Annotated in this window: 11 protein-coding genes; 5 read left to right on the top strand and 6 right to left on the bottom strand. The window is 65.1% G+C overall.

The window, feature by feature from the left end; translation table 11 throughout:
* Window positions 1-59: 59 nt before the first annotated feature.
* Both AC0L3A_RS28960 and AC0L3A_RS28955 read right to left on the bottom strand, forming a co-directional pair.
* Window positions 60-2,384: a TonB-dependent siderophore receptor gene (locus AC0L3A_RS28960; RefSeq protein ID WP_473255585.1), complete on the bottom strand. Its 2,325-nt coding sequence runs from the start codon at window positions 2,382-2,384 to the stop codon at window positions 60-62.
* Window positions 2,385-2,590: 206 nt separating this feature from the next.
* Window positions 2,591-3,475, bottom strand: coding sequence for a dihydrodipicolinate synthase family protein (locus AC0L3A_RS28955; protein ID WP_354126943.1), 885 nt, complete (start codon window positions 3,473-3,475; stop codon window positions 2,591-2,593).
* A 180-nt stretch (window positions 3,476-3,655) separates the two neighbouring features.
* Here AC0L3A_RS28955 and AC0L3A_RS28950 point away from each other — a divergent pair, with 180 nt between their 5' ends.
* Complete coding sequence (locus tag AC0L3A_RS28950; protein ID WP_007597645.1) at window positions 3,656-5,068, top strand: FAD-binding oxidoreductase; 1,413 nt, start codon at window positions 3,656-3,658, stop codon at window positions 5,066-5,068.
* 8 nt (window positions 5,069-5,076) lie between these two features.
* Window positions 5,077-5,742, top strand: coding sequence for a GntR family transcriptional regulator (locus AC0L3A_RS28945; RefSeq protein WP_354126944.1), 666 nt, complete (start codon window positions 5,077-5,079; stop codon window positions 5,740-5,742).
* A gap of 6 nt (window positions 5,743-5,748) precedes the next feature.
* On the opposite strand, the gene AC0L3A_RS28940 is transcribed toward AC0L3A_RS28945, so the two are convergent.
* Complete coding sequence (locus AC0L3A_RS28940) at window positions 5,749-5,913, bottom strand: hypothetical protein (RefSeq protein ID WP_007597654.1); 165 nt, start codon at window positions 5,911-5,913, stop codon at window positions 5,749-5,751.
* 266 nt (window positions 5,914-6,179) lie between these two features.
* Between AC0L3A_RS28940 and AC0L3A_RS28935 the strand changes: the two genes are divergently transcribed.
* Window positions 6,180-8,201 carry a YgiQ family radical SAM protein gene (locus AC0L3A_RS28935; protein ID WP_354126945.1) on the top strand — a complete coding sequence of 674 codons (2,022 nt, stop codon included), beginning with the start codon at window positions 6,180-6,182 and terminating at the stop codon, window positions 8,199-8,201.
* Window positions 8,202-8,419: 218 nt separating this feature from the next.
* Here AC0L3A_RS28935 and AC0L3A_RS28930 read toward each other — a convergent pair whose 3' ends face one another.
* On the bottom strand, window positions 8,420-9,661 hold the full coding sequence (locus AC0L3A_RS28930) for an MFS transporter (protein WP_354126946.1): 1,242 nt from the start codon (window positions 9,659-9,661) through the stop codon (window positions 8,420-8,422).
* Window positions 9,662-9,802: 141 nt separating this feature from the next.
* On the opposite strand from AC0L3A_RS28930, the gene AC0L3A_RS28925 reads away from it, so the two are divergent.
* Together AC0L3A_RS28925 and AC0L3A_RS28920 are read left to right on the top strand one after the other, a co-directional pair.
* Window positions 9,803-10,261 (top strand): Rrf2 family transcriptional regulator, encoded by a 459-nt coding sequence (locus tag AC0L3A_RS28925; RefSeq protein ID WP_007597663.1) that lies wholly within the window; start codon window positions 9,803-9,805, stop codon window positions 10,259-10,261.
* A gap of 27 nt (window positions 10,262-10,288) precedes the next feature.
* Window positions 10,289-10,972 carry a class I SAM-dependent methyltransferase gene (locus tag AC0L3A_RS28920; protein WP_007597664.1) on the top strand — a complete coding sequence of 228 codons (684 nt, stop codon included), beginning with the start codon at window positions 10,289-10,291 and terminating at the stop codon, window positions 10,970-10,972.
* A 47-nt stretch (window positions 10,973-11,019) separates the two neighbouring features.
* On the opposite strand, the gene AC0L3A_RS28915 is transcribed toward AC0L3A_RS28920, so the two are convergent.
* Both AC0L3A_RS28915 and AC0L3A_RS28910 read right to left on the bottom strand, forming a co-directional pair.
* Window positions 11,020-11,823 carry an outer membrane protein gene (locus AC0L3A_RS28915; protein ID WP_473255584.1) on the bottom strand — a complete coding sequence of 268 codons (804 nt, stop codon included), beginning with the start codon at window positions 11,821-11,823 and terminating at the stop codon, window positions 11,020-11,022.
* A 66-nt stretch (window positions 11,824-11,889) separates the two neighbouring features.
* Window positions 11,890-15,525: an autotransporter domain-containing protein gene (locus tag AC0L3A_RS28910; RefSeq protein WP_354126948.1), complete on the bottom strand. Its 3,636-nt coding sequence runs from the start codon at window positions 15,523-15,525 to the stop codon at window positions 11,890-11,892.
* Window positions 15,526-15,759 lie beyond the last annotated feature (234 nt).

Here is a 15,759-nt window from a genome sequence, read left to right as displayed (position 1 = left end):
GCCGGCCCTTCTGGTCTGCACGACCGGGAAATCGGCTTCCTCGCGCCACACCGTCATCGCTAGAACTTCACCGTCGCCGACAGGGATATCCTGCGCGCGTCGCCGATCGCGACGTTCAGAGCGTTTCCGGTGGTGGACGTATAGTAGACCTTGTCGAACAGGTTCTTGACGTTGAATTGATAGGTCACCGGCAGATTGTCGATCTTGGTGTCGTAAGTCGCAAAGATGTCCGCGACGGTATAGGCCGGCAGGAAGAACGTGTTGAGGGAGTCGCCCGGTCGGTCACCGACATAGTGCGCGCCGCCGCCGAGCCGCAGACGTCCGGGCAGCGCATCGCCGAAATCATAGACGAGATAGAGCGAAGCCGTGTTCATGGCGGCGTTCAGGAGCTTGGCGTTACCGACAGCGGGATCATTGATCAGCCGGGCATCGGTATACCCATAACTTCCGATCAGGCTCCATTGATCAGTCAGTTTGCCGGTCACGTCCAATTCGACGCCGCGCGACTTGGCCGCGCCAGAGGCGCGCGCCGCCGACTTGCCTCCGCCGATGTCATCCAGCACCAGGACATTCTTCTTCTGGATGTCGTAGACGGCCAGGGTGCCCGACAGCCGCTTGTTGACATCGAACTTCAGACCGGTTTCCCATTGCGTTCCTTCTTCGGGCGCGATGGTGGAGTCGACGACAAAGCCGGAGGTGAACGCTGCGATGACCGATGTCGGCTTCAACGACTGCGTATAGCTCACGTAGTAGGAGAGCTGATCGTTCAGCTTGAAGATGACGCCGCCGAGCGGCAGCACCTTGTCACCCGCCAAATTAGTGTTTGTGATGAAGTTCGGCCGGCCTTTTCCGGCGAGCTGCTCGTATTCCATCCAGCGCACGCCTCCGACCACGGACAGCCAGTTGGTCAGATGGAAGGTGTCCTGAGCGAAGAAGCCGCGGGTGCCGAGCTTGTCAGTCTGTTCGCTGTCCGTTGGCGAAACAGCCGTGCCCGGCGAGATCAGTCCGTAGACCGGGTTGTAGAAATTGAAGCTCGGGGTCGCCTGACGGATCAAGTCGTGGCGATCGATCGTGCGATACAGCGCCTCGCCACCGAACAGGATCTCGTTGCGGAAGCCGCCCACCCAGACGTCACCCTGTAAATAGGAGGTGCCGTAACTGGCGTTGCTCAGCGAGTTCTGGGTGCCGTCATTGCTGCGGGTCTCCACACCGCTCTTGGCGTTGACGCCGGTGATGCGAAGCTGATTGGCGCTATATGTTTCGGTGTTGTAGCTATAGGCCGCCGTGACCTTCCAATTGTCGTCGAGCTTCTGCTCAACCGAGGCCTGCACCAGGTCGGAGGTGCCCCACATGTTGTTGAAGGGCTCGTCGAGCCGGCGCGTCTTCGGGATCGCCAGCGGAGCGCCGTTGACGAACGCGGTGCCGCGGTCGAACGGAGTGATGAATTCGCGGTGCTCGTAGGTTAGCTGGACCGTCGTGGTGTCGCCGTACCAGGCGAGCGACGGGTTGACCAGCATTTCCCTGTGGCGGCCGAAATTGCGCCAATAGTCCTCGCTGACGCCGTAGCCGATGAAACGATAGGCGAGACCGCCGTCGCCGATCGGACCGGTGATGTCGAGCGTGCCGTCAGCGCCGCTGCGGTTGTTCGCGAAGGTCGAGCCGAGCAGCGTGACCGAGCCGTGCTGATAGAGCTCCGGACGCTTGCTGATGGTGTTGACGATGCCGCCGGGATCCATGATGCCGTAAAGCAGCGAGGCCGGCCCCTTCAGCACCTCGACGCTGTCGACGGCTGCATTCAGGCTGCGCCCCTGCACCAGGGGCATGCCGTTGCGCATGATCGAGCCGTCGCGGTTGTCGCCGAATCCGCGACGGATCACGGCGTCCTGGGTGCCGGCGAGCGTGTTGGTCTGGGTGATGCCGGAGATATTGACGAGCGCATCGTCGATGTTGCGCGGAAGCTGGTCCTTCAACACTTGCGCAGGGACGACGTTGACGGCCTGCGAGGTGTCGAGCGGCGAGGCGCCGCTGCGCAACGTGGTTGCGCTCGGCATCGCGCGGTAGCCGAGCTTGGCGGCCTGTTGCGCGGCGGCTTCCGCGGCGGCGCGCTCCGAGAGCGTCGGCGCTGCGGGTGCTGGATTGTGATTGCGCTGGCGCGCGGCGGTTTGCGTGCGGCGCGGAGACTGGTCCGATGCACGCGCCGCTTTCGGCCGCGGAGCCCGCGCTTCCACCGTCACCGGCGGAAGTGCGGATTGGGCCTGCGCGGTCGCCGAGCTGGAGAGAAATTCGGCGAGCAGCACGGCCGCTCCAATGAGAAGACCCGCGCGGCTCTCGCCGGCAAGCGTTCGACGGCCGCTGACGCGCTGGCCGTCCAGATAGACACGCACTTTCGATTCACTTCCAAGTCAGACGCAGAAGCTGGCGCGTCTAACAGCCGCTGTTCGTGAAGAGAACCGCAAGCGAACTTGAATCGCTCTAGCGTTGAAGGGTTCTAGATTCCGATCCCGCTGTTCGGCAATCTTCGATTGATTGCGCAGCGAGCGCGACACGCAGCGCGCGAATTTGCGGCAACGTGTCGCGGTTTTGCGCGATCTCACGCGATGGCGGGAGCCGTCAGCTCGTCGAGCTTCCGCTTGAGCACGGTGCCGTCGGATAAGGCCCGGAGCGGCGGCCGCACACGCAGCCAGCTCGCATCGCCCGTCTGTGCCGCGAGGATGGCTTTCAGCGTCGTGAGGAAGGATGGCGATTTCACCACGATGTCCACGGCAGCCTGCATGCGTGCTTCGACATCCTTGCCGTCGATCATGGCCTTGACCAGCTCCGGCGCGATGTTGGCCATGCCGCAGATGGTGCCGGCGCCGCCGGCGGCGATCGCGCGGGTGATGTCAACCTCGTTGCCGACGGTGATGGCGAGCTCAGGAGCGGCGGCGCGGAACGCCTGGAACTGCTTGAAGTCGCCGCTGGAGTCTTTCAGGCCTGCAACGACCTTGCCGTGGCGCTTGCGCAGATTCGCGGCGACGCTCGTCGGGACCGCGACACCCGAGATCTGCGGGATATGATAGAGGTAGGCGCGCAGGCGATCGTCGGCGACGCCGTCGAGGATCGCCGCAAAGGCATCCTCGATGCCTTCAGCGGTGACGCTGCGGTCGAAGTAAGGCGGCAGATACAGCACGTGACGCAGACCGAGTCCGAGCACGGCACGCGTCAATGCGATGCTGTCGCTGATTGCGGGGAAGCCGCCGCCGATTCCAATTCGGTCCGGCGCGACGCCGGCCTTGAGCACGGCCTCGATGGTCGCGACCCGTTCGGCGACATTGAAGGAGGTGCCCTCGCCGGTGGTGCCGAACAGCACGACACCGTCGACGCCCTTGCCGAAGAGTTGCTTGGCGTGGGCCGCGAGCTTGGCGGAGTCCACGCTGCCGTCGGCGGCAAGCGGCGTCGCCGACGCCACCCAGAACCCGCGAATTGCCTCCGTCATCACACCATCCGTTGCTGTGGCTTCGGACCAGGCCTCTGATCTCGGACGATCGAACCAGGGGCTTGGCAAGCCTTGTTTTTGCTTTACTTTCCACCTTGTACCTTACATACAAGAAAGGCGCAAATCCTTTCCATCGTCATGGCGCGCATGACACGCAGCCAGATTCCGAGGAGGTCTCGCATGGACATGGTGACCCCCGTCGAGCGGCCCGCCCAGTTGCTTAGCGCCTTGCGCGGCAGGCTCGGCGCCGCAGCCGTGCTTGTTGGCACCGACGTGCCCGCGCGCAATTGCAACGACTGGAGCGCGAGCCTGCCGCAAACGCCGCTCGCGGTAATCCGCCCGGTCGACGCGCAAGGCGTTGCGGATGCGATCGCGACTTGCCGGCAGGCACATCTGCCGTTCGTGCCGCAGGGCGGATTGACCGGGCTGTGCCGCGGCGCATCGCCTGAGGCAGGCTGGGTCGCGATCTCGCTGGAGCGCATGAGCGGCATCGAGGAGATCGATCACGCCTCGATGACGATGACGGTGAAAGCAGGCACGCCGCTTCAGACGATCCAGCAGGCGGCCGACGAAGCCGGCTTCTTCTTTCCGCTCGATCTCGGCTCGCGCGGCTCCTGCGCGATCGGCGGCAACCTCTCGACCAATGCCGGCGGCAACCGCGTGATCCGCTACGGCATGACGCGCGAGCTGGTGCTCGGGCTCCAAGTCGTGCTGCCCGACGGCACCATCATCACCAGCCTCAACAAGCTGATGAAGAACAATGCCGGCTATGACCTGAAGCATCTGTTCATCGGCTCGGAAGGCACGCTCGGCATCATCACCCGCGTGGTGCTGCGGCTGTTTCCAAAACCGCGCTCGACCATGGCCGCGCTCTGCGCGCTCGAGGACTATGCCGCGGTGATCGCGCTGCTCGGCGCCGCGCGAAGCGGGCTCGGCCCGCTGCTGTCGGCATTCGAGGTGATGTGGCCGGACTATTGGGACGTCATTACGACTCGCGCCGGCGTCAAGCCGCCGGTCGCCACAGGCCACGGCCTCTACGTGCTAGTCGAAGCGCAAGGCACCGACGAGAGCCTCGACGCACCGCGGTTCCAAAGCTGGCTCGAAGAGCTGATGGAGCGCGGCCTGCTCGCCGACGCTGCCGTGGCGCAATCGCTGGGGCAGACGCAGAGCTTCTGGCGCGTGCGCGACATCTGCGCCGAGTTCGGCCAAGTGCTGGGGCCGCACATCTCCTACGATATCGGGCTCGCCGTGGCGCGGATGGACGAGTTCGTCACGCGCTGCAAGGCCGCGCTGGCGGACGGCATCGACGGATGCGAGAGCGTCTATTACGGCCATATCGGCGACGGCAATCTGCATCTCGTCTCCTGGGTGACCGGCCTTGCCGTCGAGCAGCAGCCGAAGGAAGCGATGGACGCGATCATCTACGGTCTCGTGCGCGAGATGGGCGGCAGCGTCTCCGCCGAGCACGGTATCGGCACCTTGAAGAAGAAGTGGCTGGGTCATGCCAGGAGCGAGGCCGAGATCGCGCTGATGCGGACGCTGAAGGCCGCGCTCGATCCCGATCATCTGCTCAACCCCGGCAAGGTGATCTGAGAGAGCCGATGCGATCGCTGAAGCTCGATGCACCGAAATCGCTGTCGCAGCGGGTGATGCAGCGGCTGCGCCAAGCCATCATCGACGGCGAGTTCGCGCTCGGCGCCGCCATCTCCGAGGAGATGGTGGCCAACTCCTTCGGCGTCAGCCGCACCCCGGTGCGCGAGGCGATGGGCCAGCTGCAGGCGCAGGGCCTCGTCGTGATCCGGCCGCAGGTCGGCAGTTTTGTCTTCACGCCAAGCGCCGAAGACATCACCGCGCTCTGCACTTTCAGGATCGCGCTGGAGCCCGAGGCCGCCGAGCTCGCCTTCCACCATGATCGCGAGGGTGCGACCGCGACGATGAGCGAGGCGATCACGGCGATGGAGCCGGCGATTGCGGCCCGGGACAATATCGCCTACGGGCGCGCCGATGCCGCTTTCCACGAGGCGCTGTTCGCCCATTGCGGCAACCGCTATCTCGCCGAATCCTATCAGCTCGCATCCAGCCGCGTCGCTGCACTCCGCACCAATTTGACTTCGCCGATCGACGTGCGCACCCGCACGTCCTTCGACGAGCATCGCAAGCTGCTCGATCTGTTCGCGCGCGGCGAGTTTGCCGCCTTCGCGACGCTGATGACCACGCACGTCACCAATTCGGGCGTGGTCTACGCAAGAGCACTGCAGGTGGATTGAGCGCTGCTACCGCGCACCTTTCGTGCCGGGCCTGTCCAGAAAATCCAGCGCGGTGTTGATCTGTTCGAGCTGGTGCTCGATTTTGTCGCGGTCCTCGACCGTGGGCGCCTTCTCGAGCTGCTCAACGAGCTTCTGCTTTCGGAGCAGCAAGTTCTCTATGACTGTACTCACGGCTCCCCCATCCGCCCGAGGCGAACATCGAGGCGATACTAGACCCCGGGCGCGAGCGCGCGCCAGCCGGGCCGGCGCAAACCCTGCATCAGAATGTTCGCGAGGGCAGTTGGTTCCTGCGTGTGACCCGAGAAGGTGCACACAGCTGATGGCTGCGTTCGCGAACGGTTAACGCGGTCGCACGCCTGGGCTGCCGGCCACGGAACCGGATCTTTCACGTGCCCGTCGGTTGTATTCGCCGTCCCGGAGTCCTATGCGTATGCGCCATGGACATCCAGATCATCGCCGCCGAAAAACCCCTGATGGCGCAGGCACGCCCGCGCAAGCCGGCGCCGTTCCTCCCCATGAGCCGCGCCGAGATGGATGCGCTCGGCTGGGATGCCTGCGACATCGTGCTGGTGACGGGCGATGCCTATGTCGACCATCCCAGCTTCGGCATGGCCATCATCGGCCGCCTGCTGGAGGCGCAGGGCTTTCGGGTCGGCATCATCTCGCAGCCGGACTGGCATTCGGCCGAGCCGTTCAAGGTATTGGGCAAGCCAAAAGTGTTCTTCGGCGTCACCGGCGGCAACATGGACTCGATGGTGAACCGCTACACCGCGGACCGCCGCATCCGCAGCGACGATGCCTATACCGCGGGCGGCGAAGGCGGCAAGCGGCCGGACCGCTGCACCGTCGTCTACGCGCAGCGTTGCCGCGAGGCGTTCAAGGGCGTCCCGGTCGTGCTCGGCGGCATCGAGGCGTCGCTGCGCCGGATCGCGCATTACGATTACTGGTCGGACAAGGTGCGCCGCTCGGTGCTGGCCGACGCCAAGGCGGACCTGCTGCTCTACGGCAATGCCGAGCGCGCCGTGGTCGAAGTGGCCAACCGTCTTGCCGCCGGCGAGGCGCCGCGCGAGCTCGACGACATCAGGGGCGTCGCGCTGTTCCGCCGCGTGCCTGAGGACTATGTCGAACTGCACGCCGACGATCTCGATTCCGCCGACGAGGGCGCTTCGCGGACGAAAGGCTTGACCGTGATCCGGCTGCCGGCGCTGGAGCAAGTCGAGCAGGACAAGGAAGCCTATGCGCGCGCGTCACGCGTGCTGCACCGGGAGAGCAATCCCGGCAATGCGCGACCGCTGGTGCAGCGCCACGGCGATCGCGACCTCTGGCTCAACCCGCCGCCGATCCCGCTGACCAGCGACGAGATGGACGCGGTCTACGATCTTCCTTATGCACGCGCCCCGCATCCGTCCTACGGTGACGCGAAGATCCCGGCGTGGGACATGATCAAATTCTCGGTAACGATCATGCGCGGCTGTTTTGGCGGCTGCACCTTCTGCTCGATCACCGAGCACGAGGGCCGCATCATCCAGAACCGTTCCGAGGGCTCGATCCTGCGCGAGATCGAGAAGATCCGCGACAAGACGCCCGGCTTCACCGGCGTGATCTCGGACATCGGCGGCCCCACCGCCAACATGTACCGGATGGCGTGCAAGGACCCGAAGGTCGAGGCCGCGTGCCGGCGGCCGTCCTGCGTCTTCCCCGAGATCTGCCCGAACCTCAACACCTCGCATGACGATCTGATCCGGCTCTATCGCAAGGTGCGCGAGACCAAGGGCATCAAGAAGGTGATGGTCGCCTCCGGCGTGCGCTACGACCTCGCGGTCGAGAGCCCCGAATACATCAAGGAGCTCGTCACCCATCACGTCGGCGGTTATCTCAAGATCGCGCCTGAACATACCGAGCGCGGGCCGCTCGACAAGATGATGAAGCCCGGCATCGGCGCCTACAACCAGTTCAAGCGGATGTTCGATGCGGCGGCCGAACAGGCCGGCAAGAAATACTATCTGATCCCGTATTTCATCGCGGCGCATCCGGGCACGACCGACGAGGACATGATGAACCTCGCGCTGTGGCTGAAGAAGAATCGCTACCGCGCCGACCAGGTGCAGACCTTCCTGCCCTCGCCGATGGCGACCGCAACGGCGATGTACCACACCGGCGTCAACCCGCTGCGCGGCGTGCGGCGCGGCGGCAGCGACAAGGTCGAGGCGATCAAGGGCCTGCGCCAGCGCCGCCTGCACAAGGCGTTCCTGCGCTACCACGACCCCGACAATTGGCCGGTGCTGCGCGAGGCGCTGAAAGAGATGGGCCGCGCTGATCTGATCGGCTCCCGCCCCGACCAGCTGGTCCCCGCGCACCAGCCACCGGGCACCGGCAAGGCCGCCGGCACGCGGCGGCCGGTTCGTCCCGGCGACAAGACGCAGCGGTTCACGACCAAGAATCTGCGGGTGATGAAGTAGCGGGCGAGCCGGATCAGGTCCGGTTCAGCCTGCCGCTTTCGTGCCCTCAAAAACAAAAATCTCGAAAACAACCCCATGCACAGTAGCCGGCATGAGCGGGATCAATGGCTTAGGCGCCTTGCTGAGACGTTGATCCGTCCGGACAAAAAGTCGTTGCTCCGTCGGGCAAAACAGGAGCAGGATGCCATCATCGGACGCATTGGCCATTGCGCGGCGTTTCAAGCCGCATCGGCTCGGAGGCGCCCCGCCCAAAATGCGCAGATCGCCAATCCCTGCACCAGCGCCGCGGCAACATAAAAGCCGGGCGTGGCGCCCGTACCGGCCGGAAGCCATTCCCGGATCAAACCAAAGACCGCCGGCGCAAATGAATAGGCGCCTTGCGACATCGCAACGATCAGCGCGACCACACGCGGCACGTCGTCCGGAGCGAATTCGAGCTGCGCAATCAGCGGCGGAAGGAACGTCCCGTTGCCGAACCCGAGGCCGAACAAGACAACACCGAGGATCAACAGCGGAATGTTCGTTCCGGCCGCGGCAATGAATGTGATCGTGCCGGCGATTTGAACGGCGTAGCTGGCGCAGGCAACCAGCCGCCGGTCGATGCTTCCAGGCATGAGCCAGCCCAGCAGCGTCCGGCCGGCGATCGCCATGACGCCGATCAGTCCCACCACCGGACCAGTCCATTGCGCACCGAGCGCAGGCAGCAGCAGCGAGAAGAGATGCGCGGTCAGGCCGATCTGTGCGAACAGCCCCAGGCTCATGCCAGCCGCGAGCGTCAGGAATTTGCGGTCCCGCCAGAGCAGCGATCCCGGCAGCGGCCGTGCGCTCTTCGCCGAGACAGTCTCTTCGGCCGGGGCCGCGCCGTCCGGCATCGATCCGGTCTGCTCCGGCGCGCGCGACAGCACAGTGCTCGCAAGCAGCCACACTACCACGACCAAGATCAGGCCGATGGCTGCTGCTGCAACGGCAAACCCAAGCTTGGCAATGGCCGCAGCCCAGAGCGGCGAAAAGATGATCCCGCCGACATTTGCGCCGTTATAGGCGACCGCGAGTGCCGCGGGACGACGGCGGACGAACCAGGGCGACACGATGGCGTTGACCGCGGCCACGCCCATCGTCACCCACCCTGCACCACTCAACACCGTCGCGCCGAACAATTGCCACGGCGTCGCTGCTATCGCCCATCCAAAGACGCCGACGGCCAGCGACAGCGCCCCGGCCTTTGTGACAGCCGGAATGCCGAAGCGCCGATAGAGCGTCGGCAGATTGGCCGTCACGATCGACCCCGCCAGGAAGTGCACGGTGACGGCCGTCGAGACCAGGGCCAGCGGCCAGCCGTGAGCTTCGCGAACGGCACTCAGGAAGATCGGCGGTCCATAGAAGCCGAACCCCAGGCCGAGAACGGCGAGACCGAACGCCGCGGCGACAACGCGCCATCCATAGAACGTTCCGCTTCGCATCGTCGTCAGCCGCCTGAGCTTTGCGACGAGATTCTGCACAGACCTGGCGGCGCGCAGTTCGCTTCCGGTCGAAGCGTGAGATCGGAAGGCTCGCGCCGAAATCGCTTGACCTGAATGAAATCATGTAACATATAAAGTTACATGAAACGAGACAGTCGATTATCGGGCGTGCTGCACGTCCTGCTGCACATGGCACAGCAGCCTGGTCCCTTCACGTCCGAGACCCTGGCAAAAGCAATGGATACCAACCCGGTGGTGATCCGGCGGATCATGGCCGGGCTTCGGGACCTTGGTTACGTCCGCTCCGAAAAAGGCCACGGCGGCGGCTGGACGTTGGCTTGCGACCTCGCGAAGGTGACGCTGCGCGACGTCTACATCGCGCTCGGCAGTCCCTCGCTTCTGGCGATTGGTAACCGGACGGAGGCGCCGGGCTGCCTCGTCGAACAGTCCGTCAATGCCGCCCTCGATCAGGCGTTTGGCGATGCGCAGGCGCTGCTGCTGTCGCGCTTTGGCGAGGTAACGCTGGCGATGCTGGGCGACGATCTGCGCAAGCGCCTCGGCTCGCGAAAGCTTCAGGGCATGAGCGCGCATGGCGCGTGATTGGCCCATTTCAGCAAGGACGACATCATGACCGACGTTCAGAACGTGTTTTCCGATCCGCAAGCGGTGGCGAGATACACCGAAGGACCGCCACGGTTCGTCCCCGGCTACAATGCCATGCTGTCCATGGCGGCGATCCTACTGGCCGAGCGCGCGCGTGACGATGCACGGATTCTCGTTCTCGGAGCCGGCGGCGGCCTGGAGCTGAAGGCTTTTGCGCAAGCGCATGGAGGCTGGAGCTTCGATGGCGTCGATCCGTCCGCGGCCATGCTGGGGCTAGCGAGGCAAACCCTCGGATCGTTCGCGCCACGTGCGCGTCTTCATCAGGGCTACATCGACGACGCTCCGGAAGGCCCGTTCGACGGCGCCACCTGCCTGTTGACCCTGCACTTCGTCGATGTCGAGGAGCGACGCCGTATCGCCTCGGAGATCCGCCGCCGGCTCAAGCCGCGCGCGCCTTTCGTGGTCGCGCATTTGAGCGCGCCCAATGGCGAAGAGGAACGCCCGCTGTGGCTCTCGCGATACTCCGCGTACCTCGCCGCGTCCGGCGTCGAGCCGGATCAGGCGGCGGCCGCGCGGAACGCCGTCACCAACCATCTGGAAATCCTCGCGCCCGCGCAGGATGAAGCGATTTTGCGGCAGGCCGGATTCTCCGACCCGACGCTGTTCTATACCGGCTTCACTTTCCGCGGCTGGGTCGCCTACGCCTGAGGCGTCACGGCAACGTTGATGTAGGTATCTGGAAGAAATACTCGGAATCAGTACCACGCGACCACCGGTCCAGGCGCGAACTGGTAGTTGAAGCCGGCCCGCAGGATATGATCGTGGAAGCCGACTGTCGTTTCGTTGGCAGTGCCACTGAAGTAAGTGGCAGAGCCCAGATCGAGATAGAGGTATTCGAGTTTGGCTGACCAGTTGCGGTTGAATTTCTTTTCGATGCCGGCGCCGGCGGTCCAGCCCAGGCGGGTCCGGCTCTCCGAGACTATCGCACCGGCAATCGTCACCGGCGCTCCGACGGGCGCATTGGCACCATCGAACAATTGCGCGGTCAGCGTTGCCTGTGTTCCGAATTTAACCTCTCCGACTGCCAGGCCGCCGGTTGCATAGAGCAGCAGGCTGGGATCGGCCAAAACTCCGGCGCGACCGCGGAAGGTTGCAAACCACGGGAAATCAGTGCTGCTGGTAGTCATGCCGGTAACCCCAACCAAACCGATCCTGACCGCCGTCAGCGCGTCAGTCGAACGGCCGCTCTCGCCGGTTGCTTGAAGATCGGCCTCGACACCCAGAACCCATCTCGGATCGATCTGCCAGCTGTAGCCGGCCTGGCCACCGCCAAGCCCGCCGTCAGCGTTCTGTCCGATGCTCACGGCCAGCGGTGTGATCGGCAGGACCGTTGCGTTGGAGCGGCCCCAGCTATAGCCGCCGTTCAACCCCGCATAAAATCCCGTCCAGTTGTAGCCGGGATCGACCATCGGCGGCGCCTTGACGTGCGGGCTTGGTACGTTGCTTCCTGGCGCCAGATCGGCAGCCGTCGCGCCCGTTGCAAGCAGCGACACCGCCATTCCAATCACGATCCGATTCATCAAAAACTCCTCAGCACGAATTCCCTGAAAGGCGCTTGGTGCACTTCACCACTGATATCTGGCGATGCCCTTGCCGGCGTAGCTACGGGTGACGCTCGAGAACTCACTCTCGAAGGTGCCGGACAGCGAGAAGCCGTTCAGCCATCTCAGCTCGGCCGCGCCCGTGAGGAGCGCGGCATCGGGCGCCTGCGCGGCGCCATTCACCACGAAACTCGCGCCTGGCAGGGTCTGGAAGGTGGCCGCGACCGCACGATCCGGATTGACATCATGCGCCCACGCCGCACGGCCGCGCAGCGTGAGAACCGCCGTCTCCAGTGCATAGGAGCGATCGGTGCGCAGACCGAGTTCGCCGCGCGCGGCGGTGACATCCCTGCCGGCATAATTCAGCGCAAAGGTGTTGGCGCCGGAGATCGCCTGCTCGCCATAGCCCGGCAGGAACAGCGTCGTGAACTGCGCCGCCGCATAAGGCGTGATGCCCATCCAGGGCGTGGCATAGCGATAACCGCCTTCGAGGCGTCCCGACAGCGCGTTGGCGTCGAAGCGGGCCCGCAGATGGTCGGCGCCCGCGATCGTCACCGTGCGATCCGTCGTCACGTCCTGCCAGCCATAGGCGAGTGCGCCGGCAACGTAGGCGTTGCCCATGGTGTGGCGTGCGTAGACGCCGGCCTGGAACAGGTCGGAGCTGCCTCCGCCGAGCCTGTTGGCGACGCCAAAGCTGGTGCCGCCGCCGCCGAGCGCGAAGCCGACCAGCGTGTTCGGCGATATCTGATAGTCGGCGCCCGCGGCCACGCCGGCGATGCGGCTGGTCGCGGTGTTCGAACCGATCACCGCATTGCCGTCGGTGGTCTGCGCGCCGCCATAGCCGGCCGCCCACACGCTCCAGCGCCGTGCGAACGAATCCCCGGCACCCCGCGCCTTATCGATTGCCGCGTAGGCGTCCCGACTCGGGTTCGTGCGCGTGGCGGCGCCACCCTCGGCATATCGGGAGGCCCCGTTCACCGGCGCGCCGGCATCGTGGCGGCCGCCGAAGAACGGGTCGAGCATCGCGTTGAGGAACTGGCCCATGGCATTGAAGGTGCCTTGCTGCGCACCGGTGGCGGCTTCGCCGGAGGCCTGCGTCAGCCGGTTGAGGAGATTCTGGCCGGTCGCGTTGAACAGCGTGTTGAAGCCGGTCGACAGCGAAGCGCCCGAGAGCAGGGCATTGTCGATCCCGGCGGCGACATTCCTCTGGTTTATGTTGGCGAAGCCGGGCAGCGACGGCGACAGCAATCCGGCATCGAGCGTCAGCAGCACGTTATTGCCGGAGTAGGTGACCCGCGCGTTGCGTGCGTAGGCCAAGTTGCTCACCGCGACCGATCCGAACGTCCCGGTCGTGTTCGCCGAACTGAGGATGGTATAGGTCGTGGTCGCCGCGATCCGGCCGGTCAGGTTCACCGCGACGGTGCCGGCGAGCTGCGCGGCGCCTGCGACCACCGTGTTGCTGGCCGATATGCCAGAGACCTGGACCATGTAGGTCGCCGCCGTGGACAGCACCAGATTGCCCGCAATGGTGAGCGTGCCGATCGCGTTGGTGCCCGGCGCCAGCGTGCCGCCGCTGATGGTGGTGTCGCCGACGATGCCAATGCCGCCCAGTGTGCCGCCGGCGTTCACGGTGGTGGTGGAGCTTGCAATCGTGCCGTTCACCAACAGCGTACCGCCATCAACGGTGGTCGGCCCGGTATAGGTGTTGTTGCCGGTGAGGATGGTGGTGCCCGACAATTGGTTGACGGCGCCGTTGCCGACGATGTCAGGCGAGAACAGATAATTCGACGAGGAGTGATTGAAATTGATGGCGCCGATGCCGGCGCCGAACTGGACCGTGGCCGTCGCCAAGGTGCCGGGCGCCGCCGCAGCCGAGCCCGGCGCCGCCCCGATGTTGAGCGCGCCGGTCGAGCCCGCCTGATTGGCGATCACGAACTGGCCAGCGGCGGAAACCGCGCCACCATTCGAGATCGTCAGTGAGCCTGTTCCGGCGTTTCCGATCGTGATGTTCACAAAATTTGTCCAGGACGAACCCGCACCGTCCACGGTGACGCTGCCGTTCGAGCCGCTGCCCTGTCCGATCCCCGTGTTGAGATTGCTCAAGCTGCCGCCATGCATAACCGCAAGTGAGCCGAGCGTGTTCATGCCGACATAGAGGCTATTGACGGTCCATGACGAGCCCGTGCCGTCGATCACGGCCGATCCGCCGCTCCCGCCGGCAGTCAGGCCAAGCACAGCAGTGGCGCCCAGAGCTATGCCGCCATTGGAGAGCATCAGCGTTCCCCGGCCGGCGCCCCCGAGCACGAGCAAATTGGCGGCGAACCATTCCGATCCTGCGCCGTCGACGAGAACAGAACCGCTCGCGCCGGTCGCCGCGCCGACAATGCTGTTGCTGCTGGCGACTTGGCCGGCATTGGTGATCGCGAGTGTACCGATTCCGGCCACGCCGACAGACAAGTTGGCATTTGAGGTCAGGCCGAGGCCCGACCCTGCTCCATCGACCCGAACATTGCCGGTTGAGCCGACGCCGTTGCCGATACTGATAGCGCCTGAGCTCTGCACGAAGGCACCATTTGTGATCGTCAGCGTGCCGGTGCCGGCGTTACCCACGGTCAGCGTGCCGGTGTTGGTCCAGATCGATCCCGCGCCATCCACCGAGGCCGTGCCCGAACCGCCATAGTATCCGAGGAAAACGCCGGTGCTGTTGACATGACCCCCGCCGGAAACGGTCAGCTGGCCAATACCGTCGAGCCCGGCGGTTAGCGTTCCCGTACTCAGGGTTGAGCCGACACCGTCCACCGTGACGTCGCCGTGGACGCCCGCCGCGGAGCCGATCTCGGTGATCGTCGCACTCACCGAGCCGCCCTGCAACACCTGCAATGTGCCGCTGGCGCCCGCACCGACGAGAAGGTTCGCGCCGGCAGCCCAGGTCGAGCCGGCCCCCGTGACCGTCGCCGTACCGGCGCCGAGATTGCCGATGAAGCTGTTTCCGACCGTGATGACGCTGGCGCCGTTGATAACCGTCAGGCTGCCAGTGCCGATGTCGCCGACATTGACGTCGCCAGCATTGATCCAGGTCGACCCCGCACCGGCCACCGTGACACTGCCAGAGCCGCCGACGCCTCCGCCGATCGACGCGTTGACGTCGGCCACGGTACTGCCGCCGGATATCCCGAGGTTGCCGGCGCCAAGACGGCCGATGCTGAGATCGGCCGTATTGTTCCAGGCCGAGCCCCCGGACACGTTGACGCTGCCGATGCTGTTCTGGAGATAGCCGAGGTAGCCGAAGGCGTCGTTCAGGATGCCGCCACCGCCGATGGACAGGTTGCCCGTGCTCACGCCACCCACGAAGGTCTGCTGCGCCGCTGCCGTTCCGCCGTTGATGAATGTGAGATGCGTTGTCGTATCGATTGTGACCGTATCGGTCGCGTTCGGCACCGCCGAGGTATTCCAGTTTCCGGCGGTGAACCAGTCGGTCGAGATGGTGCCGACCCAGACCGGATTGCCGGCGCTTGCGGGGCTGATCAGCGCCAGCGACACCACCGTCAGCGCGGTCGAGCCGATCATCAATGCCATCAACGACGCCGCGCGTGAGGCAAAGCGGCTCCGCGCGGGAGCCAGTTGCGCAGCCGCGTCGCGGTTGAATGAAAGATGCGGCATGCATGACCTCGCACAAATCGAACATCGATCTCGCGCGAACCGGCCCGGCCGTTTGGCGAGACTGAATCGCACTGAAACTTCGCGTGGCATCAATGAGGTATGCGGGGTTTTCTGTCTTGGAACGCAACGCCATTCGCTTCACTCCCAGCGCCCCGCGAGCGCAACAGCGGCGCTCTGATGCAGAACGGCCACGGACGAAAGCCCCTAAAAGCGGCGGCTTCCTGCGCACTCTCG

This window comes from Bradyrhizobium sp. MI1.3 (assembly GCF_055811695.1).
The sequence above is the reverse complement of the archived record's forward strand: the minus strand, read 5'-3'. Positions and strand labels throughout refer to the sequence as shown.